The sequence below is a fragment of the Longibacter salinarum genome (assembly GCF_002554795.1).
Classification (GTDB): Bacteria; Bacteroidota; Rhodothermia; order Rhodothermales; family Salinibacteraceae; genus Longibacter; species Longibacter salinarum.
Window position 1 is genome coordinate 299,566 of record NZ_PDEQ01000001.1, and the last position, 25,245, is coordinate 324,810.

A 25,245-nucleotide genomic window follows, 5' to 3' on the forward strand; every position below is an offset into this window, starting at 1 on the left:
AAGATTTACTCTTCTCCTTCGGCGGCTGGTGTCTCGGATGATTTCTCTTCCGAATCGTCAGCCTCAGCGGCATCTTCCGGTTCGTCGGCGGCTGTTCCGTCGCCCGATGGGGCCTCGCCATGCTCGATATCAAACTCGAGCTCCTCGGCCGCATCTTCATGCGTGAGAATGACGGTGTCGCCTTCTCCGAGGTTCTTGTTGAGCAATGCTTCCGCGAGCGGGTCCTCCACGTACTTTTGGAGGGCGCGGCGGAGCGGGCGGGCACCGTACTTCGGATCGAACCCTTTGTCCGTGAGGAACTCCTTCGCCGACTCGTCAAACTGGACGTTGAGTCCAAGCTCTTCGGCTCGATCGAACAGATCCTCCGACATAATGTCGATGATCTCGAAGATGTGCTCCTTGTCGAGTGGGTGGAAGACAATCACATCGTCGATCCGGTTTAAGAACTCCGGATTGAAGACATTCTTGAGCGCATCCTGGACCGTGGACTTCATCGTGTTGTAGTCCATGTCCTCCGTCTCTTTCTGGGAGAAGCCGATACCTTTCCCAAGAGACTTAATGTCCTGCGTCCCAATGTTGGACGTCATGATAATGATCGTATTCCGGAAGTCCACACGGCGGCCGAGGCCGTCGGTGAGCACACCGTCATCGAGCACCTGGAGGAGGATGTTGAAGACATCCGGGTGCGCCTTCTCGATCTCGTCGAGGAGGATCACGGAGTACGGCTTGCGACGCACCTTCTCCGTGAGTTGGCCTCCTTCTTCGTAGCCAACGTAGCCAGGAGGTGCACCAACCAGGCGGCTCACACTGAACTTCTCCATGTACTCGCTCATGTCGATACGGATGAGCGAATCCTGGGAGTCGAACAGGTATTCCGTGAGGACCTTGGCGAGCTCCGTCTTACCGACGCCCGTCGGGCCAAGGAAGATGAACGAGCCAATCGGTTTCTCCGGATCCTTAAGGCCTGCACGGGTCCGTCGAATGGCCTTCGACAGCTTCTGGATCGCCTCGTCTTGACCGACGACGCGCTCCTTGAGCGTCTGCTCCATCTGGAGAAGCTTCTTCTTCTCCGGCTCGGAGATTTTGTCGACCGGAATACCGGTCATCATGGCTACGACCTCCGCAATGTTCTGCGTGGTCACGTCGTGAATCTCCGTGTCAGCTTTCTCTTCCCAGGCCTTTTTCTCTTCTTCGAGCTCTTCCTGAAGGGTTTTCTCCTTGTCACGGAGACGCGCCGCTTCTTCGAACTTCTGGCTCTTGACGACCTGGTTCTTCTCCTTCTTGACGTCCTCGATTTTTTCTTCGAGGTCGAGGATGGACTGAGGCACCTTAATATTGGACAAGTGCACGCGGGCACCCGCCTCGTCCATCACGTCGATCGCTTTATCTGGCAGGAAGCGATCCGTGATGTACCGGTCGGAAAGCTGTACAGCCAGTTCGATCGCGTCGGTGGAGTACCGGACGTTGTGGTGCGCCTCGTAGTGCTTCTTGATGTTCTCCAGAATGTTAATCGTCTCCTCTGGCGTCGAGGGATCGACGATAATCTTCTGGAAACGTCGGTCGAGGGCACCGTCCTTCTCAATGTTCTGACGGTACTCATCGAGCGTCGTCGCGCCGATGCATTGGAGATCCCCCCGGGCAAGTGCCGGTTTGAACATGTTGGAGGCGTCGAGGCTGCCGGAGGCTCCGCCTGCGCCGACGATCGTGTGGATCTCATCGATGAACAAGACGACTTCCGGGCTCTTCTCAAGCTCCTTCATGACCGCCTTCATCCGCTCCTCGAACTGCCCACGGTACTTCGTGCCAGCGACGAGCGACGCCAGGTCGAGGGTCACGATCCGCTTATCATAAAGCACGCGGCTAACCTTGCGCTCTACAATACGCATCGCGAGACCTTCGGCAATGGCCGTCTTACCCACCCCCGGCTCACCGATTAGGACTGGATTGTTCTTTTTGCGGCGACTCAGAACCTGAGCCACGCGCTCGATTTCCTTCTCACGACCGATGATGGGGTCGAGTTCGCTTTCCTCAGCGAGTTCCGTAAGGTCCCGGCCGAAGTTGTCGAGTACAGGAGTTTTGCTCTTCTCTGCCATGCCACTGCTTTCTTTTCCGTATCCCGATGACAGGCGTCCGCCCGAGCCCCCGCTGGTGCTCGACGACGCCTTTCCGCTTATGATCGAGTCGAGCTCATTTCGAACTGCGTCGTACGTCACCGAAAATCCCTGCTGTAGGATCTGCGCTGCAATATTCTCATTGTCTCGCAGGAGACTGAGCAGCAAATGTTCGGTGCCGATGACGTCGCTCTTGTAGAGCTTGGCCTCCAGGTAAGTAATTTTAAGCACCTTCTCGGCCTGCTTGGTCAGCGGGATATTTCCCACCGACAGGGCATTGCCCGTACTACGAACCGTATCCTCCACGGCCTTTTTTAGCTTCAGCAGGTCACACCCGAGGTTGCGTAGAATCTTTACAGCGATTCCCTCGCCCTCGCGGATGATGCCGAGCAACAGGTGCTCTGTTCCGATGTAGTCGTGACCGAGCCGAATTGCCTCCTCGCGGCTATACGAGATGACTTCTCGAACACGGTTGGAGAAGTTTCCTTCCATACTGAATGGTTTTCCAAGGACTCGCGCGCTCGCAGGGTGCGCAAGCGCGGGCACGAGGGGAAATCTGAACGTTGCAGGTAGCGACTTACGCGCCGTAAGTGCACCATCCTACATACCTGATCACTGAACTTCCGGACCCGGTGTCCTGGTCGGAAGAGTCGCTTGACGTCGCCGGGAGACCCTGCGCAGGACCGCTAGGTGCGGCGTCTCGTGCGCTCGAATCAGCGCGACAAGCGAGATGATCAGCGTCATCGCACTAACCATACCCTTCCGCGCACTGTTCCTGCCTCCCCTCGTGCCAGAAGGGGGTGAAAACAACGTTTCGTCGTGCTTCGACAGGCTGTGTGTGCGGCGTACTGTATGCGACTTTCGTCAGCGTCAACAACCGAAAAAGGGGTTGTAGCCGGTGTCGACGCATTTTATCTACCGGCAATGTCCAGGTCTATGTTCAAAAATGTTGCGCCGGTGACATGAAGTCCCTTCCCAAGGTCGGTCAGCATAACGTGTAATAATGTGAATACGTGGCCCGTCGGGGCGGATGACTGCGCACGTCTATGCCTTCGGAACGTAGAAAGATGACGCGAGCCGGTGCACACCTGTAACGGGGCGCACCGGCTCGTTCGTACCGGTACCTTCCAGATGCGAGAACGCTGATCAGGAGGCGAAGCTGGCGCCACAACCGCAGGTTTCGGTCGCATTCGGATTGTCGAACGTAAAGCCGCGGGCATTCAAACCGTCGTGATAGTCAATGGTCGTGCCCATGAGGTAGAGCCCATGGCGCTTATCCATGAAGACGGGGATACCATCGATGTCAAACTCAGAGTCATGCTCGCGCTGTTTGTCGAATCCGAGCACGTAACTCATTCCTGAGCATCCACCGCCTTTTACGCCGACACGGAGGCCGTAGCCATCGGGAATCTTCTTCGTTCGCATAATCTTACGGATCTCCTGCGCCGCAGTCGAGCTCATTTCAATCGGTGCATTCGCCGCAGACTTCGTTGTTGCTTCCGCCATGACGGTAAGCCGAATCGTTTGCTTCAGAGGGTGTGCGTGAGACCGGACATAACGTGCCCGATCTTGGCCCACCGATACCAAATATGTACGTCGACTGTTCCGTTTAGAAACCGTGTCTCGCTACCATGTCAGCGCTCACGGGCAACAACCACAGGAGCCCGAGCCGTTTCAAGCGATGCACCGTCCACATCCACCGATTCGAATAAGACAACGTAGATTCCCATGCGGACCGCATGTCCGTCATCTGTTCGGCCGTCCCAGAGCAATTCACCCTCTGATCCCGTTCTCTTAGACTGAACGAGGGTGCGGACGAGTCGTCCGTGCGCGTCATAAATTCGCACCCTGATCGTGCCCGCCGGTCGCTCAAGATGATACTGGATGCGCGTCGCTCCATCCCGGGACCGGCTGAACGGCGAGGGAGACACCGTGACCGAAGCTGTAACGGCGCTCTGTTCCTGTGGGAGGTGAACACTGTTTTTGTGACCGGGTGTCCCGCCGTCCGGGTGAGCACTCGACGTCCACGCGACAAGAGATGTACTTTCGGCCGTCAGGCTGATTTTCGCGAGCGAGACGCCGTCCGTTGACGCGAGGTCGTCGGCATGCCAGTCCGGGTCGTACAGCAGGCTGTCGATCAGTTCGCCGGCTTCTGATCGAAGGACGATTGAGCGGCCGGAGTTCGTGAGGCGCAGGCTGGATCGGTCTTCTTCGATCAAGACGCCCCCGCTATTCGCCATGTCCGGAAATGCTTCGTTCAAGGATGATTGGCGCTCTTCAGGTGTCGATCCACGAAGGTCACCGGAGGCGTAGATCAAAGCGTACGACTGTGGACTGATGGCCTTCGTTTGCGAAACTGCCGCTAGCTGATCCGTTTCGCCGTGCTCGTCCGTTGCACCCGTCACTTGCAGACCATGAAGCGTGAGTTGGTACGTGCTAAGGTTTACCATCTCCAGGTATTCCGACTGATCTGGCCAACCGTCGTGACCGTCCGCGCGCGGATCATACATGATCTCCGTCCATCGGAGGTCACCTTCAGTCGGTTGGAGTGCGACGATGATCTCATCCTTGTCTCGCGCATTTCCCGTTCGGTCGGCTAGGCCCGAAGCGGAAACGAGCGGGCTATCTGATTGATCACGGAGGGGGGCTTTTACCGCGAGATCAATCGTGCGCAGATCCTCATGCAACGTCGCGTCGTGGACCGGGCGGCCCCGCACCTCGAAGTTGTCGGCATGCACAGACTGTGAGGCAACGCCTTCGTCCAGGTAAAGTCGAACCTTTGGCTCACCGCCGGCTTCATCCGGTCTCTCCTCGGCAAACGTGATTTTCGGTGCGGTGGTGTCAGGGGCGTACTGTGTATTTCGCCGACCGGGGCTTGCTCCGTTCGTTGACGGTCGGACGTTGAAGGCGGCCGATGGTCCATTTGGGTCGATCCGTTCGAGGGACGTGTTGCGCGGAAACCAGTCGCCGTCGTACGTCAGCTGGTCCGATAGATTTCCGCCGATCCGGATGTTAACGACGTCACCGCCATTGTTTAGGCCTTCCCAGCCCGGGGGCGCAACCACGATGGCGTCGGACGGGGTCTGCGTCCACAGGTCAGGAAAGGCTCGTGCAGCGGCCGTGGAGTCGCGGACGAGGACGAGGTAGTGTCCCGGCGGCAGGTCGGACGGGAGAGGGGGACCGGACGCCGGCACAACCGGATCGAAGTCCTCATTGGCGTCGGCATACGTAAGCTCGCTCAGTGGAAGGGTGCGATCCGAGCGGTTCAGGATTTCGATGAACTCGGCATCGGAGTCGTTCGGCGCAGCGTGCACTTCATTGATTACAAGGGGGCCGCTCGGGAAGCGGGAACTGCCCGGTTCACTGGAGGAAGCCGCGAGTCCCGTAGTGATGCAACCAAATGCGATTGCGACGTAGACAAGGCGGATCATCTGTTCATGCCGTACCGTGGTGTGTAGTAATATGGAATTAATCAAATATAAAGTGCAGTATAGACAGGCACAAATAGTGCATAAGTTTTAGTGCTCTTTGATGTGACTATACCCGTGGTGTGAATAGAAAAAGCCGCCTCAAACGATTCGAGGCGGCTGTATACATCTGGACGAAATGGGGAGAGGTGCGGGTTGCGCACCATGTGGCGATTAGTACCGGCTGTCTCCGTTTGGCGACGGCTATGATGCGCCGTTGGACGAGTATGCGGGCTGCTGAGCGGAACGCGGTTGTGTTTCCGGCAGCGGTACGCCGTCCAAGTCATACCCGTCGCGCTGAAACGGCGTCGCGTCCTCCATCAGTTTCTCATTGCCGAGGTGGTTGACCAGCACTCGGGACATCAGGCGAGCCGTCGGTGCCAAAGGTCGCTCGTCAATGTCAAACTGATGATGGTGTAGCGGGAAGCTGGTTTTTGGGCTCGATGACGTACCGACGCGAATAAAGGCCCCCGGCAGCTCCTGCAGGTAGTAGGCGAAGTCCTCACCGCCCATACTGGATTGAGGAATGTTGTAGATCGCCTGCTCCCCGAACATGGATTTGATGCTGCGAGCAATGTTGCTTACCGCTCGGCCGTCGTTGACGACAGGCGGCGCTCCATCTTCGAATGCGAGCTCGACGTTCGCATCGTACATCTTACCGAACTCTTCGGCGGTACGGCGCATGTGCTGGCGAATGGTCTCGCGGTCGGCCTGATTGATGGAGCGGAGGGTCCCACCAAACTGGGCTGTTTCCGGAATGACGTTGTGCGCATCGGAGCCCTGCATTTTGCAGACCGTGAGCACGGCCGCGTTCCGCGCATCCGTCACGCGTCCGGCGAGCTGGTAAAACTGATTCATGATCTGATTTGCGATCCAGATCGTGTCTGCACCTTCATGCGGACGGGCGGAATGTCCGGTGCCTTCCTGACGAACATATACGTCGAAACGATCCGACGCAGCGGTCACCGGACCCGTTAGCAGGCCGTATCGACCGACATCGAGCGTTGGGTCGACGTGGATACCGTAGACCGCTTCGAGTCCGTCGAGCACGCCCGAACGGATCATCAGCGGGGCGCCGCTAGGGAGGCCTTCTTCATTTGGCTGGAAAAAGACGCGCACCGTTCCCGGAATTTCATCGCGCATCTGGTTGAGCACGAGGGCGACGCCGATTCCGACCGCCGTGTGTGCATCATGACCACACAAGTGTGCTACGCCCGGATTCTGGGAGCGATACGGGCAGTGCTTCTGGTCCGCCGCCGGTAGCGCGTCAATGTCCGCTCGGTAGCCGATCTTGTGAGGCTCTCCGTTGACCGGTTCTTTCGTGCCTTCGATATCCACGAACAGGCCCGTTCCTGCGACGGGACCCGTCACATCGAGTCCGTATCCCTCGAGCGTCGTTCGGATAAATTGAGAGGTGCTGTGCTCCTGCATTCCAATCTCCGGATTCATATGCAGGTGCCGCCGAATGGCAATCAGCAATCGTGCAAGCGTCACATCATCTCCGACGACATCAGCAACGTTATCGGGAAGATGAGCAGCATCGACGGGGGATACGCGAGAAGACATATGATAGCGCGGTGAATGAGAGAGACAGTCGATTCTGCTTGCGCCGCCGAGTCGATTCGACGGCAGAGCCGCCGCAGCCTGCTTCGACCCGGAATCATGCTAGCGGCGTTTCAAATTCTACGTGTTAGTACGGTATCTACGACCGGTAGATTCACGCACGCCGTCGGGTTTCCCGAATGATCGAAAGATGCGGCGTATATCGCTGTGAGCGTCGTCGCCCGTTATCTTAGCGCAAGAATGTTGCCGGGGGACCCGCGTTGGTGGTATCCGCCAGCTGACGTGGACACGATCCGGTGCTGTCGACGCGTACGTAAGGCGCTCAGACGAGGCCGAACCGTTTTCTCAGAGTCCACTCACCCGCCAGGCAGGCAAGGATGAGTGCAAGGAAGAGCAGGGTGCGCCAGAGTTCAGTTTCCTGCTCCTGTTGGAATGTCGTGGCCTTGAACCCTTCGGTCTGTTGCACGACCTCTGACAACCGGTCTGCCTCTGGGCCGAGCAACGCGACGCCTCCGCTGCGTTCGGCGATCTGACGCATCAGGACAGGATCCGCTCTCGTTTCTCGGTATTCGACGGTCAATTCGCCGACCGAAAACTCGCCGGTGTCTGAGCCAACGGTTGTATTTCCCCGCACGGCGGTAGCGGAATACGAATACGTGCCTTCCGGCAGCACGCCCACGTCCAGATTATACTGGCCGTTGTTTGCCGGCTCCATCGTCAGCGGATATTCGGTTCCATCCTCTGCCGTGATCTCGACCGAGATGTTCGCATCGCTGATGGGCTCCTGGCTTTCGTTGTACACCTGACCGGTGAACTCGACGCGCTCACTTCCGGCGAACACTTGCTGCACCGGTTGGACGCGAACAGGGCGCGTATCTTGACGGGCGGCCACCCACCGGACCAGATTGGAGATGACGCCAGGCCACACGGTTCGTGCGGGCGCGAGATCGTCGGGCAGGTTCGTCCAGCGCCAGGTGCCGGACGCAAGGAGGGCAGCTGAGCGCTGGCCCACCCGGCTGCGAATGACGAGAGCCGGATCGTCGAGCTCCATGCTCCGAACCTGAATCGTGGCCAGGATGCGGGCATCGGGGGAGGTTGACCACCGACTCTCGTTGTATCTCAAGGGTGGTAGCTGGTCCCATGGCGCAGTCCCCGCGTTTTCTACGTCCATGATCGGATGCTGCGATCCGCGCTCGGTCGGCCGAATCAGCGCTTCGATGGAGGAGGAGCGTGCGCGGTCGAGCGACACAGGAAGAGCGTCAGAAAATGCAGATAACCGCCCGAGATCCGCCGTAGGTTGCATAAAAAAGACCACGGGCGTTCCATCCGACACCGCGTCGGCGACCCGACGCAGATCACCGTCTGAAACGCTTGTGCTCGGATAGCCAACGAGGGCAAGCACGTCGAACTCGGTCAGGTCCTCAGGCAGCTGGCCATCGTAATACCGACCGTCCTGTCGTACGACGCGCGCCGTCAGTTCCGTATCCGTGTCTCGGGAGAGAATTCGACGCAATGCCCCGACATCTGGAGATGGTGCACCGGCAAGAAGGAGAACGCGACGCTTGCTTTCGAGGACGCGAACTGTCTTAGATGCAGCATTATTCCGTTCCGTTGCCTCGCCCTCGATGGACGAGACAGATACCGTCAGGGACTGCAGTCCCGCATTCTCGGGTGTGAATGACAGCTGGACGGTTCGCTCGGATGTGCCGGACGGAAGGGTGACGGTCGTATTGTCCAGTACATTGCCGTCGCGAGAGAGTCGGACAGTTACCTGTTCTCCGGCTGCCTGTGTCGCTCGGATGGCTGCCTGGACGGGGAGCTCGGTCCCAACGTAGGCAATGTCATTCGTCGTAACGCGCCGGACTTGAACGTCCCGTGCACCGGTCGTATCGCCCAGGGTCACCGTATGGATCGGGACCGGGCTGCGCTCGGCTGTGTAGAGCGGGTTCCGGCCGGCATTGTACTGTCCGTCCGAGAGCAGAGCGATGCAAGCCAGGTTTTCCCCCTGCAATTCCGTTCGTGCGGCGTCGATAGCGGCCGCAAGGTTCGTTCGTGCTCCGTCGAGTCGGAGAGAGTCGGTCGCATTTGGGGACGTACCGATGGGACGCACATCACGGTCGAACGCAAAGACGCGGACGGCACCGTCGAGGGATTCTACGGATTGCAATGCCGACCGAATGGAAGAACGCGCATCCAGAGATGGGGACTCGTTATCGCTTGTCCCGTCGCGCTTTGTGGTCACCTGAAGGCTCTCCGAGTTGTCGACGAGCACAGCCAGGATAGGATTCCGTTCGATTTCGTCAACGCGGCGCAGCACCGGTTGCGCCAGGAGAAATAGAATCGTTGTGAGTGCGACGAATCGTAATGTCGCAGGCACCGCCTTCCGCCAGCCAGACAGCGGGGGGACCGTACGGCGGTAACTCCAGACCGTTAGCGCTCCGGCCGCGAGGATGCAGGCGGCGAGCAGGAACGGCGAGTATCCAAAGGTGAACGACATGAAGGGCGGCGTAGGGAGAGTTCAGTGTCGCCGGTCATACCCGGACACAGTAGTGCAGGTTCAGCGTCGTCGACGAGCACGAGACGCCGTGATTGACGCGGTCACCACACATTAGCGATAGATGCTGTACGGGTGGCGAAATTCGGAAAACGATGGTCTTTTCCGAAATGCGAATCAGACCGTCCAGACAACGATGTACGTCATGTAGCTGAGGAACGTCGCGAGGAGAACGCCTCCCTCGAGGCGGGTGATTTGGAAGCGGGTCCATGCGATGGGGAGGAGCATCACGCAGATGCCGAGCATCACGGGAAAATGGACCGTCTGCGTGGTTGGCTCGACGCTGAGCGGGGACATGATCGACACTGTTCCCACGACGAACAGCACGTTGAGCAGGTTCGAGCCGAGAATATTTCCAACCGATAGATCGGCCTCGTCCTTGATGGCTCCGACCATCGAGGCCGCCAGTTCGGGAAGGCTCGTGCCGATCGCGACGATCGTAAGCCCGATGGTAATCTGGCTGATGCCCATCACGTTGGCGATATCGACCGCGCTGTCGACCATGAAGTGAGCGCCGACGGCCAGACCAATCGTTCCTCCGACGAGAAAAAGAGTTTTCTTCAGCAGCGTATCCTGCGGACTCGACGTTTCTAGCGAGTCGTCGTCGACGTCGATCTCGTCGATCATGCTGCTGGCCGCCGAATTATTCTGCGCATCGTAGAGCAGGTAGCCGATGAAGGCAATGAGGCAGGTGACGAGAAGGCCACCATCCAGTCGGCTGATTGTGCCGTCCAGAGCGACGCCATAAAACACAACCATTGCACCGAGCATCATCGGGTACTCCTTCTGCAGAATTTGCGGAGTGACCGCGATGGGAAGGACGAGCGCGCTGGCGCCCAGAATGAGCGCAATATTAGAGATGTTCGACCCAATGATGTTGCCGAGCGCGAGGTCGTGTTCGCCGCCCAAAGCCGCGATGAAATTGACCAGGAACTCGGGCATCGAGGTGCCGAGTGCGACGATGGTGAGGCCGACAACCACAGGTCGGATACCGTAATCGAGGGCAATACCAGATGCACCTCGAATGAGCCACTCGGCTCCGTAGTACAGAATGATGAGACCGAGGAGGAAGAGTACGGTGTCGAGGATCATGAAGCGGGGGACGCAGCGATCGCCGGGCGAGGGAAGGCTTCGATGGTGGGGGCAGGTCAGGCGTTAGTCCGATGTCGCCTGCTCGACTGAGGAGGGATCGTCGCCCTGCAGCAGCTTTGTGCCCCTGAAGAATCCGGGCAGTAGCGTGGCAGGCGCCGATTTCTCTGGTTGTGACGAATGACGATCCATCCAAAGCGCCGCGTCGGGCGTGAGTTCCGCGAGCACCTGCCTGCACGCACCGCAAGGCGTGCCTTCAGCATCGTCGAGACAGGAGAGGAAGATGCGCCGTGCGCTCGGCTCTCCGTATGTCCGCGCGGTTCCCGCTGCATTTCGCTCCGCGCAGAGGATCCGCGACCAGTCTGGGTGTTCGACATTGGCCCCGGGAAACAGGTTGCCGGCTTCGGTTTCAATGACTGCTCCGACGCGGAAGTCCGACGATGGAACGTAGGCCGCAAGTGCAGCATCTCGCGCGAGTTGAATTCCCTGCCCATGATCGAGGTCGGAGATGGCGCCGTCGGTCCACATCCTCGGATCGAGCACGGATGTGGGTTCGGGACGCTCGGAGACATGTAGCCACGTATCGTTTGCCACAGGCTCGAGGGATAATCCAGGAAGTGAATCCAGATAATGCGCATCGCCGTCGGTTAGAGGACGGTTCACAGCAACACCGACCAGACGATGCAGATAGCCCGCAGAGACGGCCGTGGTGAACGCGTTCAACAGGGCGGGGAGGGAGAGGGAGAACGATGCACTTTCGACCCGCACACCGGGGATCATGATGCCATCGTCGGCCAGGAAGACAGCGCCAACCGGTTCCTCAGAGAAAGGGGCATAAGATCGGCCGGCGAAGGCTCGAGCCTGCTCACGGAGGGTCGCAACGATGGCGGACGTACTCACAGGGATTAATAGACGACGAGAGAGAAAACGGACATCGTCAATCGGTCGACTTCGCAGAGGTTCCAGTTAACATCGGCTTGGCGCGTCGTATAATCGCCAGGGCTATGGTTTTAGCTGCTGGTTGCGAAAGGTACGTTTTCCTCAAGTTCATCTGCGTGTAAGTGAAGGCACGAACAGGCAGTTGGCGATGAGAACTCTGACAGGAATCGCCGGTGAATCCCCTTGTCGTGGATCCTGAAAAACGAGAGGAAATAAGCTGGCGTTCGTGGTCTCTAAAAGCTATGTTGTTTTACTGCTGTCAGCTAGCAGGATATCCTTCTCCACGGGTGCGGGAAGGATATGCATGTTGTTCAGGCGCAAGCTGGGCAGTAGAAGCTTGACGCAAGCTTTCCAGAGTAGGCGTTGATCTATGTGATAAGAAACCGGATACTACGACAGTTCTGGTCGCAGGTACTTCGATTAGAAAAGAACGGCAAGCTCTGAGGACGATGCGTTCTCGCGCGCCGGACCACCCAATCGACGGGACGAACGTGCGGAGCGACAGCTTGTCTAACTCGTTATATTTACGACGTATGTTGCCGATCATGGGAGAGGGACTACCGATCCGTGATTAGCAAAACAGACATCTACACCCTGGCCCGGTGGCGGAATTGGCAGACGCAGCGGACTTAAAATCCGCTGGTACTCACGTACCGTGCGGGTTCGAGCCCCGCCCGGGCCACACGAAAGACGCCCCTCATCCACCTTTCCGGTGGGGAGGGGCGTTGCCATGTTCGGGGGGCGGACTCCGTGATTGTTGGCTCCGTGTCAACAATGGCCGTCGCGGGCGGCAGAACGGGAGGATCCTGCAACTGCCGGGCACCGCACGGGGACCGCTACGTTTCGAGTGTGCCGTGTTACGATCCGTCAGCCCGACTGCCTATGTCTCCCGCCAAGATCGCGTCCTTTTTCAAAACCGACCGTCGCGTGCTGGCGCTCGCGATCGCTCGGATGGCGGACGCGCTTGGAAATTCGTTCCTTGTAATCGTTCTGCCGCTCTACGTCGCCAGCGGCATTGTCGACGGATATACGTTCGGCCTGTCACAGCCGATGATTGCGGGACTCGTCCTGGCTCTTTTTGGGATCGCCAGCTCCATCACGCAGCCACTCGCCGGGCGACTCTCTGATCTAGCCGGAAAGCGCCGTGCGTTCGTGATTGGTGGCCTGCTCGTCTTCACGGTGTCCAACCTCGGATTCATCTGGGCAGATAATTACGTTCTGCTTTTCGCCCTCCGCATTGTGCAGGGCACAGCGGCCGCGTTTACCATCACGGCCAGCATCGCACTGGTAAACGAGGTCAGCCGCATGGATAGCCGGGGCGGCAATATGGGCATATACAACTCCTTTCGGCTTGTCGGCTTCGGTGCGGGTCCGCTCATCGCCAGCGTGATCATCGAGTCGGGTCCGTTTGTCGTTCCAGGCATTGGAGCGGAGGTAACCGGTTTCGAGGTGACGTTTTACATTGCGGCGGTAGCGGCTCTCGTGAGCGCCGTGCTGGTCGTGTTCATTGTGAGAGATCCCGCGGGCATCCAACCATCCGATCGCCGATTCAAGATCGCCATTCTGGACCGTACGGGGACGCGAACGCTCGATCCGATCTTCGCGTTGGGCATCGCAACCCTTGTGATGGCGGCGTGCCTCGCGCTCCTATCGACGCTGGAGCCGCAGGTGAACGAGCGTCTGAATCAGTCGCCGATCCTCTTCGCAATTGAGTTCGTCGCCCTGATTCTGACGCTTGCGGTTTTTCAGCCGTTTGTGGGGCGGCTCACGGACGAGTACGGCCGGAAGGCGTTCGTGGTGTACGGCCTGATCGCGCTCGTTCCGACGACGCTCGTGCAGGGATTCGTTTTCGAGCCGTGGCAGATGATCATAGCACGTATGCTCCAGGGCGTCGCTGGTGCTTGCGTCTTCGCACCCGCCCTCGCGCTGGCAGGTGATCTCGCAGACAGCGGTCAGTCAGGGGCACAGCTCTCTGTGCTCACCGTCTCCTTCGGTCTCGGAATCGCAGGCGGTCAGATTCTCGCGGGTGCCGTCGTCGGACACGGGTTCTACGTGCCGTTTCTTGCTGGTGCGGTTCTGGCGCTCGTCGGCTCGGTTGTCGTCCGCTCGGAAGTAACAGAGCGTCACATTCGTGCTGCTACGTGACGAGACGGTGCTACGCTTGGGAAACAGAGCGTCGTTGTGAGAAGGACGTGAGTCATCCCGGTTTTAGCCGCGTTATGGAAACCCTGAGATCCGTGTGCGTTTGGTAAGTGAGACATAGCCGCGGGTCCACACCAGCTGCAGGCAAAATCAGTAGAAACGCGCCGCAGCGGTTCCCTCGGATAAAACCATTCTACCGCAACGATATCCACGTTATGCGAGGAGTTAGCTTTAAGCCGCAGGACGCCGACGATTTCTCAACAGGTGAGATTAAATCATACGGTGGCATTTACGCCGCTACGGCAGAAGATTTTGCCGGTGCGCTCAAGGTGGAGCCGGAGGAGCTGATTGAGACGGTGAAGTCGTCCGACATCGAGCCGCTTACGGCTGTGGGGGACGAAGATGACCCGGGGAAATACAGCCTTTCCTTCGAGCGCGATGAGTTCGAACGCCTCCGTGATCTTCTCGTGGAATAGCGCGATCCGATGCGCCGCCACGGGTTGATCGTATGACCTCACGGCAACCGGTGTCCGGTGAATTGATGAAGTCAACGCCTGTCTCTGCGCAGAGACAGGCGTTTCGCATTGTGCCTTAAACGCACTGTCAAACCGCGAACAATGAGAATGACGTCTGGATCGAAAGGCAAGTGTCTCCGTTACTGACGGCGCATCCGATTGCGATGCCTCAATCCGAACCCGCCGGCACAGACGCTTAAAATCTGCGCATTTGGCGCACGCTTTGCGGTGACATGTAACGCCGGCGCGACGTAGGGCTGACGAGCTGGGGAAGAACGATCAACGATTGCGAATTACGAGATCCGTCGATGACCGACCCGCGTGAGAGCGGAACACAACAAGCTGATTTCGACGCCTCTGGCGAATCTGTGCGATCGACAGAGACGGATCTGGAGCCGGAGGACGAACCGGCTTCGATTCCCGCCGGCAACCGAACCTCATCTCGACGTTCGCCTTCGCGCACGCGATCGCTGCGATCCCGTCCATGGCAGTGGGTGCGCCTCCTCCGCCGAAAGCTTCCGATGGACAACCTGGCTCCCATCGCGGGCCTCGTGATTTTCGTCGCCGTGGCATGGGTGATGGTGCATGAGTTGCGTGATCTGCCCCTCGGGGAAGTGCGTGCGTATCTGGCGGACTTGCCACTCGTCTATGTCGGAATTGCCCTCGGTCTCACCGCACTGAATTTCTTTGTGCTTTCGGGGTACGACTGGCTCGCAATGCGGTACGTCGGCGTGGATCTCGAATACCGCCGCGTTGCCTTCTCTGCCTTTATTGGGTACGCCTTCAGCCAGGCGATTGGCAATCCGTTGATAACGGGCGGGGGCGTCCGGTATCGGCTGTATTCGTCCTGGGGGCTCTCCGGCCGCGATATCGCGAAGACCGTTCTTTTCGCGGGGATCTCCTTCTGGCTGGGCTGTTTCGCCCTTGGATCCTTTCTATTTCTGGGGCAGCCGGTTTCCCTCAATGCGCTGGATCTCCCGGTCCAGCCTGCTATCATCGGGTTTGCCTGTTTGCTCCCGACGGCCGGGTATGTTGGCCTTACAAGTCTACGTGAGCGTCCGCTCGTCATCCGCGGATGGTCGCTCGACATGCCGGACCAGTGGATGGTGCCCGTCCAGGTCGGGCTCGCCGTCGCGGATTTGTTCGTCGCCGCGAGTGTACTGTACGTTTTGCTGCCCGCAGGAGCGGAAATCTCGTACCTTTATCTCCTGGGCGTCTTCCAGATCGCACTGATCGCCGGGGTCATCAGCCATGTCCCGGGCGGACTCGGTGTGTTTGATGGGATTCTGATCATGATGCTCGACCCCTTCCTGAGCACGTCCGTCATCGTCGGGGCTGTCCTCGCGTTCCGCGCGATCTTCCACATCCTTCCGCTAACGCTTGCGTCGATCTCGTACCTTGTTTTTGAGACCGTTAGCGTGAAGGATCATCTCACGGAAGAGGCATAGACGCGGATTACGGGAAGCAGAGAGCGGTCACGACCGATCTCTATATCCGTTATTGCAAAGAAAGCAGGAGGCTTTGACATGATTTGACGCGTACGCTGCGGGGAAGCCGTGGCGTTCTCCCGAAAAACGTGGGCTGGCTGCCTGATTGCGGCTAATAAGCTGTTTGACAGATCGACTCGCAGTCAGGGTCGACTGCGTCATACGTTTTCCGAATCATACAGGCGGCAACGCTCAAACCGTGTCTTCGCAGCGGCTCCGCGTCGAGAAGAGAAACGTTTATCTGCTAGAGAGTGGCGGCTCCGCCGAGTCGAAGCCGTTGGAGACACCGAGATAGTAGAGTCGAAACGGTGTCAGAGGTTGGAAACCGTCTGCCGAATAGGTTTTGCTCGTCCAGATCATCCTTCGTAACGACCCGTGATTGGGCGAAGGCCCACTACGACTGTCGTGAGATCCAAAACGTGGCGCCGAGAATCATCGCGCCGCCAACGACGGTCCACACGTCGAGCACGTCATTCAGGATAAGAACGCCAAGAGCGGCCCCAACGACCGGCTCGATATTCAAAAATACGCCCGAACGTGCGACGCCAATGTGCCGCAGTCCCCAGTTCCACAGGGCGTAGGTGAGCGCAGTGCACCCGGCGCCGAGCACAATGAGCGAAATCCACGTCAGCGAGGAGAGGTCGAGCGAGGGCAGGCCGGGCCAGGTGAGCGCGATCGGTAAGAGGAGGAGCGTCCCGCCCGCCATGCACATCGCGGTCGTGAACAACGGCGGATACCGATCCATCAAGTCTTTCGTCACGATCGACCACACGGTCAGCGTCATGATGGACGCCAGAACCATCAGGTCGCCGACCGTATCGCCGGGTGCCTCCGGTCGACCCACCATCAGCAGGACGCCGAGGACGGAAGCACCGACCGCGAGCCATTCGCCCATAGCCAGCCGGTCCGTTCCAACCATCACAGACGCCACAGCCATAATGGGTGGGGCAGCGCCGATAATCAGCGAGGCGCGAGCAGCGCTTGTGCGATCAAGGCCCTCGAACTGCAATAGAAAGCTGATCGGCACCATCAGGAGAGCGGCGAGAGCGAACCGGGACCAGTCGCTCTTTTCTATCGTCACATCCGGGAAGCGGTTGCGCGAGAGAGGGAGGAGGATCGCCGTACCGATCACGAAGCGTCCTAAAACCACGTGTGTCGCAGGAAGAGCACGAAGAGCAATTTTGCCGAACAAAAACGATACGCCCCAGAGCGCAGCGGCAGCAGCGAGAGCCATCACGGCTCTAGATGTAATACGGTCTTTCGTAGCGGTGGTCATTCAGCGTCGAATCGAGGAAACGAAGTAATCTGAAGGCAGGATCAGTACACCCAGCGCCCGAGAGGCTTAATTATTTCCCAGCGCAGGCCCGAGCGACGATACGCCACCCAGATGCCCCCTTTGATTCCCCATCCGAAGGCGAGGATGGCTCGATCGCGTCGCTGATTAATCAGAACGGAGAGATGGGGGGGCGAGTGCATGCGTCTGGAGGTTCGAACCCAGTCGGTCAGTCCGACAAAGTCGTCGACACAATCGATTCTTCGGTTCAGTTCGGCATCCGTGATCGCGGCCCCGTTCGGGAGGAAAAAGTCGATCACGTCTTCCCGGTAAGGTTCGTCTGCATACAACAACTGTTCGGACGGAAGGTCGGGACGGGGTCGAAACGGGGCGATGGTGTCCGTCCGCACGAGGGGAGGGCGGTCCCAATTCAGGTCCAAGGCGTATTCCCGACGCTCCCACCGAGCGAAGGTGGTGTCTGGTACGATGTCGATGACCAGGTGCGGCTGGACGACGGCAAAGGGTTTCTGCCCCGTCCATGTGGAAGTCTGGTGCGGATCGCGGTACGGACGATAAACCTGCTCGACGAGGTCGTACACGTCACGGTGCACGGGCGAGAGTCCGCCGCGGTCGATCACGGAGATGGCAGGGTGCCGGGTCTGCCACTGAAGAAAGAATAACTCCCTCATCCCATCGTCACCATTGCAGGCCTGCATGAGTTCGATGCGTGCTGCGTGGTCAGGGAGCCGCTGCCCGTGTGCGGCAAGGGGGGCGAGGCGGAGCACCGAAACCAGGAGCATTCCGATCGCGGCCCAGCGAAGGGGGGAAACAGAGGAGAGTCGGTGCACGGGCAGAACGTGGGTGAGCAAAGAGACAGATGCTCATACGAGGTGGGGAGCCACGAGAGTTTCGTGACTGACACCAACGGTACAGTGTGCATTCACGGATAGGGCGGTGCGCCAACACCCTACATCATCCTTCATTTCGCCCCCTATGTTGTGAGGGCGCGTCCGTTTCGCATTGCGGAGCGTTGAACTTCAACCTGGAAGAGGTGAGAACATCGAGGAAGCGTTGCGTTCTCCGGGCGGAGAGCAGCGAAGAAGGCACCGAGAAAAGCACTTTTTCGCCCGGAGTGTCGAAAATCTATCGAAGGAAGCGCTTTTCGAGTTCAACTCCCTCCAATGCCTTTCGTACGTTGCGAGGGCAATTGCGAATTCAAGGAGAAGGCTTAGCGCACAGCTCACCCGCACCGGGACTGCGCACTTCACGCGAGGGAGAACCAATTCTACAATAGCGATGATCAAAAAAGTCAATAAGCGCGGTAGCAACAAGGTCAAGGTCACGTTCGTGTTGCCCGAAAATCATCCACATGCTGCCGATATGCATGTGGTTGGCGATTTTAACAACTGGGAGGAAGGAAGAAATAAATTCGTTCGCCGAAGCAATCAAACGTATAGTACGAATGTGATGCTGAAAGAAGGCCAGCGGTATGCGTTTCGATATTACAGCCCGTCAAATGGCTGGGAGAATGAGCCAAACGCTGATGCCTTTGAGCACAATGAGCATGGAAGCGACAACTGCATCATTGTGACCTGAAGAGTACATCTCTGAGTAACAAATAAGTGCCTGCCGGGTACGTACGAGACGCAACTTGCACCGACCGGGTAGCCCGAGGCTGCCCGGTCGTTCGCGTGCCCGACTCGGACGATCATAGCTACACATGTTTTCTACCCTTCGAGAAGAGTTCTTCGACATCCGTCCGAGCGAGATTCCGAAGGCGGTCGGGCTGTCGGTGTACTTCTTTCTCGTGATTGCCGTGTTCTGGGTTCTGAAGCCGATGAAGCGTGGGCTGATCATCGGCTATTTTGGCGAGGATCCCATCCAGTTGCTCGGGTACGCATTCGACGGAGCCCAGGCGGAGCAGTTGGGCAAAGTGCTGAATATGTTCGTCGCGTTCGGCGTCGTTGTCGCGTTCACCTGGCTCGTGCGTCGCGTGGCACGGCACTGGGTCATCATCGGCTTTTGCGCTGTGTTCGGTGCGCTCTTTGCCTTTTTCGCATCATTCATCGGAGACATCGACCTCCTTGGCGCGCCGGGGGTTTGGTCCTTTTACGTTCTGGGTGACATCTGGACGACGGTGATGGTTGCGACGTTCTGGGCGTTCGCCAACGATCTGAACTCGGGAGGAGAGGCTGAGCGATTGTACGGGGTTGTTGGGCTCGGAGGCGTGATCGGTGGCTTCGTGGGAGCAACCGTGGTCAGTCGGTACGTGCAGGACGTTGGACGCGAGCCCTTCCTGTGGTCGCTCCTTGTGCCGCTCGCATTGATCGCTGGATTGGTCTGGTATATTCACCATCGGGAGAAGGAACAGGTGGGGTACGACCCTTGCTGCCCCGATGACGACATCGACGAGGCCAAAACGCCAAACGCAGCTCTAGAGGGGGCAAAACTTGTTCTCAGTTCGCGCTACCTGATCGGCATCGCCGCTCTGCTCGGCGTGTACGAGATTGTGTCGAATATCGTCGACTTCCAGCTCGGGGTTTACGTCGAGGACAACATAGACAGTAATCTCGCGCGTGACGAGTTCTTTGGCTTCGTGGGCCAAGTGACCAGTGCCGTTTCAATCGGTGTACAGCTCTTCCTCACGTCATTCGTAATGAAGCGGTTCGGCTTACGGGTCGCCCTTCTGTTTCTCCCCATTGCCCTGTTTGCCGGCTCGTTCGGCTTTCTGTTCGCGCCATCACTGCTGCTGGTTGGCTTCCTCTCGGCGAGTGACAACGGGCTCAATTATTCGATTAATCAGTCTGCAAGAGAAGCGCTTTACACGCCGACGAGCAAAGATGTGAAGTATAAGGCGAAGGCGTTTATCGATATGTTTCTCCAGCGTGCGGCCAAAGTTTTTGCGGTCGCTCTTAATCTCGGACTCGATATTCTGGTCGCCGGAGGGATTCGCTGGCTGTCCGTCCCGGTGCTCCTTCTCATTGGCGCCTGGACCTACGTGATTCGCTATCTGGGTCATGAGTTCGAGAACAAAAAAGACGAGACCGACTCGGCGGCTCCGATAGAAGCCTGACCGGTCGGTCCAGCACAACGCTATATATGTGTTGACGCGGGGAACTGCTACAGCAAACTGGGGAAGAAGATGGCGCGGGGCGTAAACGGCTGAACGTGTGCAGAAGACGCTTAATTCGTGTTTGTGATTCGGCCGTACTCCATCCATACTTCGATGGCGCGCGTCGAGGAGCCAAAGGGCTGACCTGCGTGTTTGTATTCGCGCTGCGCTCGTTTCCAGACAGCTAACATCTTCTGGCGGAGCGATTCCGCATTGGGTGCGTGCGGGCGATCTGCGTCAAATATGGGCATGGGCGCGGGGCATTCGATCGAGCGGTACGGCGGGGGCTAAGCGCGGGTCAACGGCGAGCGGATGCTTCGGTCGTTAAGTCGCTTGCAGTTCAGTTGCTACAGTTTCTGAACTTTTGTTGGGCTCCCAGGAATCACGCGTCACGAAGTCGTCGAGCAGGACACACGTCCCGCGTGGAGAAACAACCAGGTACGTGTCTGATCCCCACGGGAGGGCTGCAGCGACGGCTTCAGCATGCTCTTGGGCTTCCGTGCGAAGTTGGTCGATGCCGTCGGGCGTGGGCGAGGCATCCAGGTTTTTGACATTATGCATCTGCAGTCGTGACGCCGAATTGGCAGTCATAATAAAAACAGCTTCTTGACATCGAAGAGGATAGGACCCATGTTGCGATATCCTTCACCTGTACAAGCCGCGCGTGATTCACCAAAAGTAACGAGCACGTAGCGTTGAACTGGTTTTTTCCGTGCGTGACAGGCATGTTACTGTACTTAGGTCCGATATACCTGTGGACGTGAACCGGGTCCAACCTTGGTGCGGCCAGCGCAGCCGCGAATATTGCTAATTGTGCGCTATTGTCGAGATCTGTTTTTCCCCCTTCTTTCCGCTCTGAAAAGATCATCATGGCCGCCTCAAACGAGCCAACGCGCGAAATGCTCAGTAGTATTGCTGCCCAGTTGATGATTTTATACGACCAGGCCATGAGCGATCAACGGCCTGATGTTGCTGAAGCATATGCACGCGCACTGAATGTCGTTAGAAATGAGACGCCGGGCGTGCGAATCAAATTTGACGGTCCACCGCCGACGCTCCGACAGATTCCCCGCGTCGGCTTTCCGGATGAACTCGTCTCGCGCCTTGCTCCACCGCACCGACCTGAAAAGTCGTCGTCGTGAGGCCTAGACCCGCCTCATCCTTTGGCAAGCATCCTTTGGCACGTATTTACCTGGTTCATACGAAAGCGCCTCCCCGAACGATCGGAGAGGCGCTTTTCTGATGATCCCTCCTCGGTTAGGGGAGGACGGATGTGCTTCCTAGTTCTCCGGTTTCCGAAGGCTCGTCACGAACGCCATGCCCTCGGGGGTGCGTGCGACGACGCGGAATGCCGTCCCCGCTTCGATCCCAGCATACACCGATTGAAAGGTCTCGACATCCGGCGTCGGCTCACCGTTGACGCGAACGATGATGTGCCGCGGACGCAAGCCGGACTCCCGGATCATGCGACTCCGTGTATCCACGTCCGTGATCACAATTCCTTCCGCGTTCTCGAGGCCGAGTTGACGGGCGATTTCCGGCGAAACGTTCTGGAAGGAGAGACCGAGCTCTTCCATCATCGAATCACTCGACGGGGTTTCGTCCCCCGAAGCAGATTCACCGTCTGAGCTCTCCTGGTCCATCGTGCCGAGTTCGACCGTAATCTCCTCACGACTTCCGTTTCGATCCACGGTGACCGTAATCTCTTCACCCGGCTCCTTCTGCATGACCGAGTTGCCAAGCTGGAGGTATTCCTGCAGCTCTTGGCCTTCGATCGCAACGACAATATCGCCTTGCTGCAGGCCGGCTTCGGCGGCCGGGGAGCCGTCTTCAACCGACGCGATAATGGCGGCGCCACGCGGCAGATCCTCGTTCTGAACGAGCGTCTCCGGCGCGGGCTGGTACCGAACGCCGAGGTAGGCCCGGCGCACGCTTCCATCCTCGATCAGCTGCTGAGTGACGCGCTCAACTGTGTTCGACGGAATGGCGAATCCGATGCCCTGATACCCTCCGGACCGGCTCACAATCGCCGTGTTGATACCGACGAGGCGGCCCTGCATATCAACCAGCGGCCCGCCTGAGTTACCCGGGTTAATCGCCGCATCCGTCTGGATAAAGTTTGAAACGGAGCTCGCACCCATAGCACGGAGGCGACCAACGGCACTCACGATTCCTGCTGTCACGGAGTTTGACAATTGATCCGAGAGCGGAGACCCGAAGGCGAGCACCCACTGTCCGGTCTTGACGGCCTCGGAGTCGCCGAAGCTAATGGACGGAAGGTCCTCCCCGTCGACCTTGATCACGGCAAGATCGCTTCGGGGATCCGTGCCGATAATTTCGGCATCCATGGATTCACCGTCAAACATAATGACCGAAAGCTCTGTGGCATCCTCGACGACGTGATTATTTGTGATGATGTAGCCGTCCGAGCGAGCAATCACACCGGAGCCGAGCGCCTGCGACTCAAATTGCTGAGGGCCAGGCTGTCTGAAAAAATCCTCGAATGGGGTGCCTTCGAACGGAGATCGCCGTTGGCGCTCCTGCGTGCGGCGCGCTTGAATCTGCACGACCGCCGGGTTTACCGATTCCGATACTTTGACAAAGGTTTCCTGGAAGGCCATCGCCTGCGCGCTCACGTCCGACTCGTCGAGCGCCGTCGTGCCGTCCGCCCATGTCGTGGGCAAGCCCGAGTTGTCAGATCCGAAAAGGTTTGCGCCGGCTGAGACGAACAGGACGCCAGCCACAAATGCCGCAACGATCGCGGCAGCCGTAATAATCTTTTTAGCATCCATTGAATGGAATGATCGTCGTTGGAGAAAGGACGCGTGTACGAGAAAAACCGCAGCACCTCCTGATAAAATCGAAAAACATTCGGGGCGCGGTCATAGCGTGCGGTGCCGAGTAGATACGGAAGAGTGTTACCATATACTCGCTCGACGATTTGTATAACGCACGCCCCCCTGCGTTTCGCATAGGGGTTTAAGATTTCATCCCACGTGCAACATGGTCGCGTACGTGATGAAAACGTGACGGCGAATCTCCCATCGTTCAGATGAGGGATCCCTTGAACAGGACGGTGGAGCGTTAGGACAGACCACCACTCGACTGTGATGATTCCGGCCCGTAAGGAGAATAGAAAAGCACCCACCTCCGAGATGGGAGGCGGGTGCCGGGTACAACTGATTTGATGCGGCCACGCGGATCATTCGCCGGGAATGCCCGGCTCGGTCATGCTCCGCACGTCGAGGTACTCGTCCAACTCGTCCTCGCTGAGTAGCCCCATATCGAGCACGACCTCGCGAACGCTCTTCCGTTCTTTGGCGGCCGTTTTGGCCACTTCGCTCGCCTTGTCGTATCCGATCGCCGTATTCAGCGCCGTCGCGATGGACGGATTCAGTTCGAGTAGCTCCTTGCAGCGTTCCCGATTTGCTTCGATGCCCTCCACGCACTTGGTACGGAAGGCTTCGATACTGCCGGAGAGAATCGAGATGCTTTCGAGCATGGCGTGGGCCATGACCGGCATCATCACGTTCAGTTCGAAGTTGCCATGCGTGTTCGAGACCGTCAGCGTCGTGTGGTTGCCCATAACGCGGGCCGCGACCATCATAACCTGCTCGCTCTGGACCGGGTTGACCTTACCCGGCATGATCGACGATCCCGGCTGAATGGTCGGGAGCGTGATTTCCGACAGGCCGCTTGTCGGGCCGGAGCTAAGGTGGCGCAGGTCGTTCGCGATCTTGAGCAGGGCGGTGGCCAGCGTGTTGAGGCTGGCGTGTGCGTTGACGAATGCATCCTTGGCCGCCTGTGCAGCGAAGTGGTTCGGCGCCTCGTGAAAGTCCAGGCCCGTGCTCTCGGAGATCGCCGCAATCGCCTTCTTGGGAAAATCAGGCGGACAGTTCAGGCCCGTCCCGGTCGCGGTGCCTCCAAGTGCGAGTTCGGCCAGCTCCTCGGACGCGCGCTCGATCCGTTCGATGGCCTGCTCGATTTGCGCAGCATACCCAGCGAACTCCTGTCCGAGCCGTACGGGCGTCGCATCCATCAGGTGGGTGCGGCCGCTCTTCAGGACGTCATCGAACGCCTTGGCTTTCTCCTCCAGCGCGCCGTGCAGGTCTTTCAGTGCCGGCAGCAGTTCGTTTTCAATAGCCACCCGCGCGGCGACGTGCATGGACGTCGGGATCGTGTCGTTCGACGACTGCGACATGTTCACGTGGTCGTTCGGGTGCACGGCCTTGCTGCCGCGATCCGCACCGATAAGCTCAGACGCCCGGTTCCCGATCACCTCGTTGGCGTTCATGTTCGTGGACGTACCGCTTCCCGTCTGGAAGATGTCGAGCACAAACTGGTCGTCGTGTTTGCCATCGATCACTTCCTGAGCCGCTTCGACGATCACCTTCGCTTTGTCGGTGTCGAGCCCCCCGAGCGACTCGTTGGCTTTCGCGGCTGCCTGCTTCACCCGTCCGATCGCCTCAATGAAGCGTCGGGAGAATCGGAGATCACTGACGGGAAAGTTCTCCTTCGCGCGCTGCGTCTGTGCACCGTACAGCGCTGAAGCCGGGACCCGGACCTCGCCGAGGGAGTCGTTTTCGATGCGAAAGTCTTCAGCCATGAGTAATTACGGTCCTGGTGAATAGTCGAGCGGTCGTGGTGCCTGCAGTATTCGGACGGCGCCCCAAAACGCGAGCATACATTTGCAGGGCCATCCGACCGGTAACCTCGCCAACGGACCGGGCAAGGTCAACGGAATCGAGTGCATCTCAGTCGGTCGCGAGAAGAATCGTCCGCTTCTTCAGATTTCTTTCGGTTGGTCCGTTCGCGAAGCCGTCGCCGAACGGCATTCATGCGCCAGATTCCCTGTGCGACATGCGGCGTTGCCTCACATCGCTCGTTCGCAATTACACTACGCGTCCGACCCAAAGTCGATGTAATGTGGGTCGATTCCTGGATGCATGACGCCCACATATCGCCCAATGCGATTCGCGAAACCGGTTCTCAT

Annotated in this window: 19 protein-coding genes and 1 tRNA gene; 7 read left to right on the top strand and 13 right to left on the bottom strand. The window is 58.5% G+C overall.

Annotated elements, in window-relative coordinates:
- Window positions 1-5 precede the first annotated feature (5 nt).
- The 7 genes from CRI94_RS01205 to CRI94_RS01235 form a co-directional block, all read right to left on the bottom strand.
- On the bottom strand, window positions 6-2,603 hold the full coding sequence (locus CRI94_RS01205; RefSeq protein WP_098073835.1) for an ATP-dependent Clp protease ATP-binding subunit: 2,598 nt from the start codon (window positions 2,601-2,603) through the stop codon (window positions 6-8).
- Window positions 2,604-3,257: 654 nt separating this feature from the next.
- A complete protein-coding gene (locus CRI94_RS01210) occupies window positions 3,258-3,617 on the bottom strand; it encodes a HesB/IscA family protein (protein ID WP_098073836.1) in 360 nt (119 codons plus the stop codon).
- A gap of 128 nt (window positions 3,618-3,745) precedes the next feature.
- Window positions 3,746-5,542, bottom strand: coding sequence for a lamin tail domain-containing protein (locus tag CRI94_RS01215; protein ID WP_098073837.1), 1,797 nt, complete (start codon window positions 5,540-5,542; stop codon window positions 3,746-3,748).
- Window positions 5,543-5,782: 240 nt separating this feature from the next.
- On the bottom strand, window positions 5,783-7,144 hold the full coding sequence (locus CRI94_RS01220; RefSeq protein WP_098073838.1) for an amidohydrolase: 1,362 nt from the start codon (window positions 7,142-7,144) through the stop codon (window positions 5,783-5,785).
- Window positions 7,145-7,463: 319 nt separating this feature from the next.
- A complete protein-coding gene (locus tag CRI94_RS01225; protein ID WP_098073839.1) occupies window positions 7,464-9,638 on the bottom strand; it encodes a hypothetical protein in 2,175 nt (724 codons plus the stop codon).
- 174 nt (window positions 9,639-9,812) lie between these two features.
- Window positions 9,813-10,787, bottom strand: a complete 975-nt coding sequence (locus tag CRI94_RS01230) for a calcium/sodium antiporter (protein ID WP_098073840.1) — start codon at window positions 10,785-10,787, stop codon at window positions 9,813-9,815.
- A 63-nt stretch (window positions 10,788-10,850) separates the two neighbouring features.
- A complete protein-coding gene (locus CRI94_RS01235; protein WP_098073841.1) occupies window positions 10,851-11,684 on the bottom strand; it encodes a cytidine deaminase in 834 nt (277 codons plus the stop codon).
- Window positions 11,685-12,319: 635 nt separating this feature from the next.
- Here CRI94_RS01235 and CRI94_RS01240 point away from each other — a divergent pair.
- From CRI94_RS01240 to CRI94_RS01255, 4 genes are all read left to right on the top strand, one after another.
- Window positions 12,320-12,405: transfer RNA gene (locus tag CRI94_RS01240), tRNA-Leu, on the top strand.
- A 200-nt stretch (window positions 12,406-12,605) separates the two neighbouring features.
- Complete coding sequence (locus tag CRI94_RS01245; protein ID WP_098073842.1) at window positions 12,606-13,868, top strand: MFS transporter; 1,263 nt, start codon at window positions 12,606-12,608, stop codon at window positions 13,866-13,868.
- A 212-nt stretch (window positions 13,869-14,080) separates the two neighbouring features.
- The gene (locus CRI94_RS01250; RefSeq protein ID WP_098073843.1) at window positions 14,081-14,341 is read left to right on the top strand and encodes a hypothetical protein; all 261 of its coding nucleotides are present in this window, start codon (window positions 14,081-14,083) and stop codon (window positions 14,339-14,341) included.
- A 347-nt stretch (window positions 14,342-14,688) separates the two neighbouring features.
- Complete coding sequence (locus CRI94_RS01255; protein ID WP_098073844.1) at window positions 14,689-15,828, top strand: lysylphosphatidylglycerol synthase domain-containing protein; 1,140 nt, start codon at window positions 14,689-14,691, stop codon at window positions 15,826-15,828.
- A 433-nt stretch (window positions 15,829-16,261) separates the two neighbouring features.
- On the opposite strand, the gene CRI94_RS01260 is transcribed toward CRI94_RS01255, so the two are convergent.
- On the bottom strand, window positions 16,262-17,143 hold the full coding sequence (locus CRI94_RS01260; RefSeq protein ID WP_098073845.1) for a DMT family transporter: 882 nt from the start codon (window positions 17,141-17,143) through the stop codon (window positions 16,262-16,264).
- A 41-nt stretch (window positions 17,144-17,184) separates the two neighbouring features.
- Window positions 17,185-17,988 (bottom strand): hypothetical protein, encoded by an 804-nt coding sequence (locus CRI94_RS01265; protein ID WP_143815259.1) that lies wholly within the window; start codon window positions 17,986-17,988, stop codon window positions 17,185-17,187.
- 448 nt (window positions 17,989-18,436) lie between these two features.
- On the opposite strand from CRI94_RS01265, the gene CRI94_RS01270 reads away from it, so the two are divergent.
- Both CRI94_RS01270 and CRI94_RS01275 read left to right on the top strand, forming a co-directional pair.
- Window positions 18,437-18,736, top strand: coding sequence for an isoamylase early set domain-containing protein (locus tag CRI94_RS01270; protein ID WP_098073847.1), 300 nt, complete (start codon window positions 18,437-18,439; stop codon window positions 18,734-18,736).
- Between the two features lie 124 nt (window positions 18,737-18,860).
- Complete coding sequence (locus tag CRI94_RS01275) at window positions 18,861-20,213, top strand: NTP/NDP exchange transporter (protein ID WP_098073848.1); 1,353 nt, start codon at window positions 18,861-18,863, stop codon at window positions 20,211-20,213.
- Window positions 20,214-20,323: 110 nt separating this feature from the next.
- On the opposite strand, the gene CRI94_RS01280 is transcribed toward CRI94_RS01275, so the two are convergent.
- Both CRI94_RS01280 and CRI94_RS01285 read right to left on the bottom strand, forming a co-directional pair.
- The gene (locus CRI94_RS01280) at window positions 20,324-20,503 is read right to left on the bottom strand and encodes a hypothetical protein (protein WP_098073849.1); all 180 of its coding nucleotides are present in this window, start codon (window positions 20,501-20,503) and stop codon (window positions 20,324-20,326) included.
- A 73-nt stretch (window positions 20,504-20,576) separates the two neighbouring features.
- The gene (locus CRI94_RS01285; RefSeq protein WP_143815260.1) at window positions 20,577-20,843 is read right to left on the bottom strand and encodes a hypothetical protein; all 267 of its coding nucleotides are present in this window, start codon (window positions 20,841-20,843) and stop codon (window positions 20,577-20,579) included.
- A gap of 278 nt (window positions 20,844-21,121) precedes the next feature.
- On the opposite strand from CRI94_RS01285, the gene CRI94_RS01295 reads away from it, so the two are divergent.
- Window positions 21,122-21,394, top strand: coding sequence for a hypothetical protein (locus CRI94_RS01295; RefSeq protein ID WP_098073852.1), 273 nt, complete (start codon window positions 21,122-21,124; stop codon window positions 21,392-21,394).
- Window positions 21,395-21,532: 138 nt separating this feature from the next.
- Here CRI94_RS01295 and CRI94_RS01300 read toward each other — a convergent pair whose 3' ends face one another.
- Window positions 21,533-23,044, bottom strand: coding sequence for a Do family serine endopeptidase (locus CRI94_RS01300; protein ID WP_098073853.1), 1,512 nt, complete (start codon window positions 23,042-23,044; stop codon window positions 21,533-21,535).
- A gap of 410 nt (window positions 23,045-23,454) precedes the next feature.
- Window positions 23,455-24,858, bottom strand: coding sequence for a class II fumarate hydratase (locus CRI94_RS01305; protein ID WP_098073854.1), 1,404 nt, complete (start codon window positions 24,856-24,858; stop codon window positions 23,455-23,457).
- Window positions 24,859-25,245: the final 387 nt, after the last annotated feature.

Bases quoted from the DNA above. Each gene is read 5' to 3' on its own strand.
- CRI94_RS01250 (WP_098073843.1), top strand. From the start codon at position 14,081: ATGCGAGGAGTTAGCTTTAAGCCGCAGGACGCCGACGATTTCTCAACA.
- CRI94_RS01230 (WP_098073840.1), bottom strand. From the start codon at position 10,787: ATGATCCTCGACACCGTACTCTTCCTCCTCGGTCTCATCATTCTGTAC.
- CRI94_RS01295 (WP_098073852.1), top strand. From the start codon at position 21,122: ATGGCCGCCTCAAACGAGCCAACGCGCGAAATGCTCAGTAGTATTGCT.
- CRI94_RS01255 (WP_098073844.1), top strand. From the start codon at position 14,689: ATGACCGACCCGCGTGAGAGCGGAACACAACAAGCTGATTTCGACGCC.
- CRI94_RS01280 (WP_098073849.1), bottom strand. From the start codon at position 20,503: ATGCCCATATTTGACGCAGATCGCCCGCACGCACCCAATGCGGAATCG.
- CRI94_RS01270 (WP_098073847.1), top strand. From the start codon at position 18,437: ATGATCAAAAAAGTCAATAAGCGCGGTAGCAACAAGGTCAAGGTCACG.
- CRI94_RS01210 (WP_098073836.1), bottom strand. From the start codon at position 3,617: ATGGCGGAAGCAACAACGAAGTCTGCGGCGAATGCACCGATTGAAATG.
- CRI94_RS01215 (WP_098073837.1), bottom strand. From the start codon at position 5,542: ATGATCCGCCTTGTCTACGTCGCAATCGCATTTGGTTGCATCACTACG.
- CRI94_RS01205 (WP_098073835.1), bottom strand. From the start codon at position 2,603: ATGGAAGGAAACTTCTCCAACCGTGTTCGAGAAGTCATCTCGTATAGC.
- CRI94_RS01245 (WP_098073842.1), top strand. From the start codon at position 12,606: ATGTCTCCCGCCAAGATCGCGTCCTTTTTCAAAACCGACCGTCGCGTG.
- CRI94_RS01260 (WP_098073845.1), bottom strand. From the start codon at position 17,143: ATGACCACCGCTACGAAAGACCGTATTACATCTAGAGCCGTGATGGCT.
- CRI94_RS01275 (WP_098073848.1), top strand. From the start codon at position 18,861: ATGTTTTCTACCCTTCGAGAAGAGTTCTTCGACATCCGTCCGAGCGAG.
- CRI94_RS01300 (WP_098073853.1), bottom strand. From the start codon at position 23,044: ATGGATGCTAAAAAGATTATTACGGCTGCCGCGATCGTTGCGGCATTT.
- CRI94_RS01220 (WP_098073838.1), bottom strand. From the start codon at position 7,144: ATGTCTTCTCGCGTATCCCCCGTCGATGCTGCTCATCTTCCCGATAAC.
- CRI94_RS01285 (WP_143815260.1), bottom strand. From the start codon at position 20,843: ATGACTGCCAATTCGGCGTCACGACTGCAGATGCATAATGTCAAAAAC.
- CRI94_RS01225 (WP_098073839.1), bottom strand. From the start codon at position 9,638: ATGTCGTTCACCTTTGGATACTCGCCGTTCCTGCTCGCCGCCTGCATC.
- CRI94_RS01305 (WP_098073854.1), bottom strand. From the start codon at position 24,858: ATGGCTGAAGACTTTCGCATCGAAAACGACTCCCTCGGCGAGGTCCGG.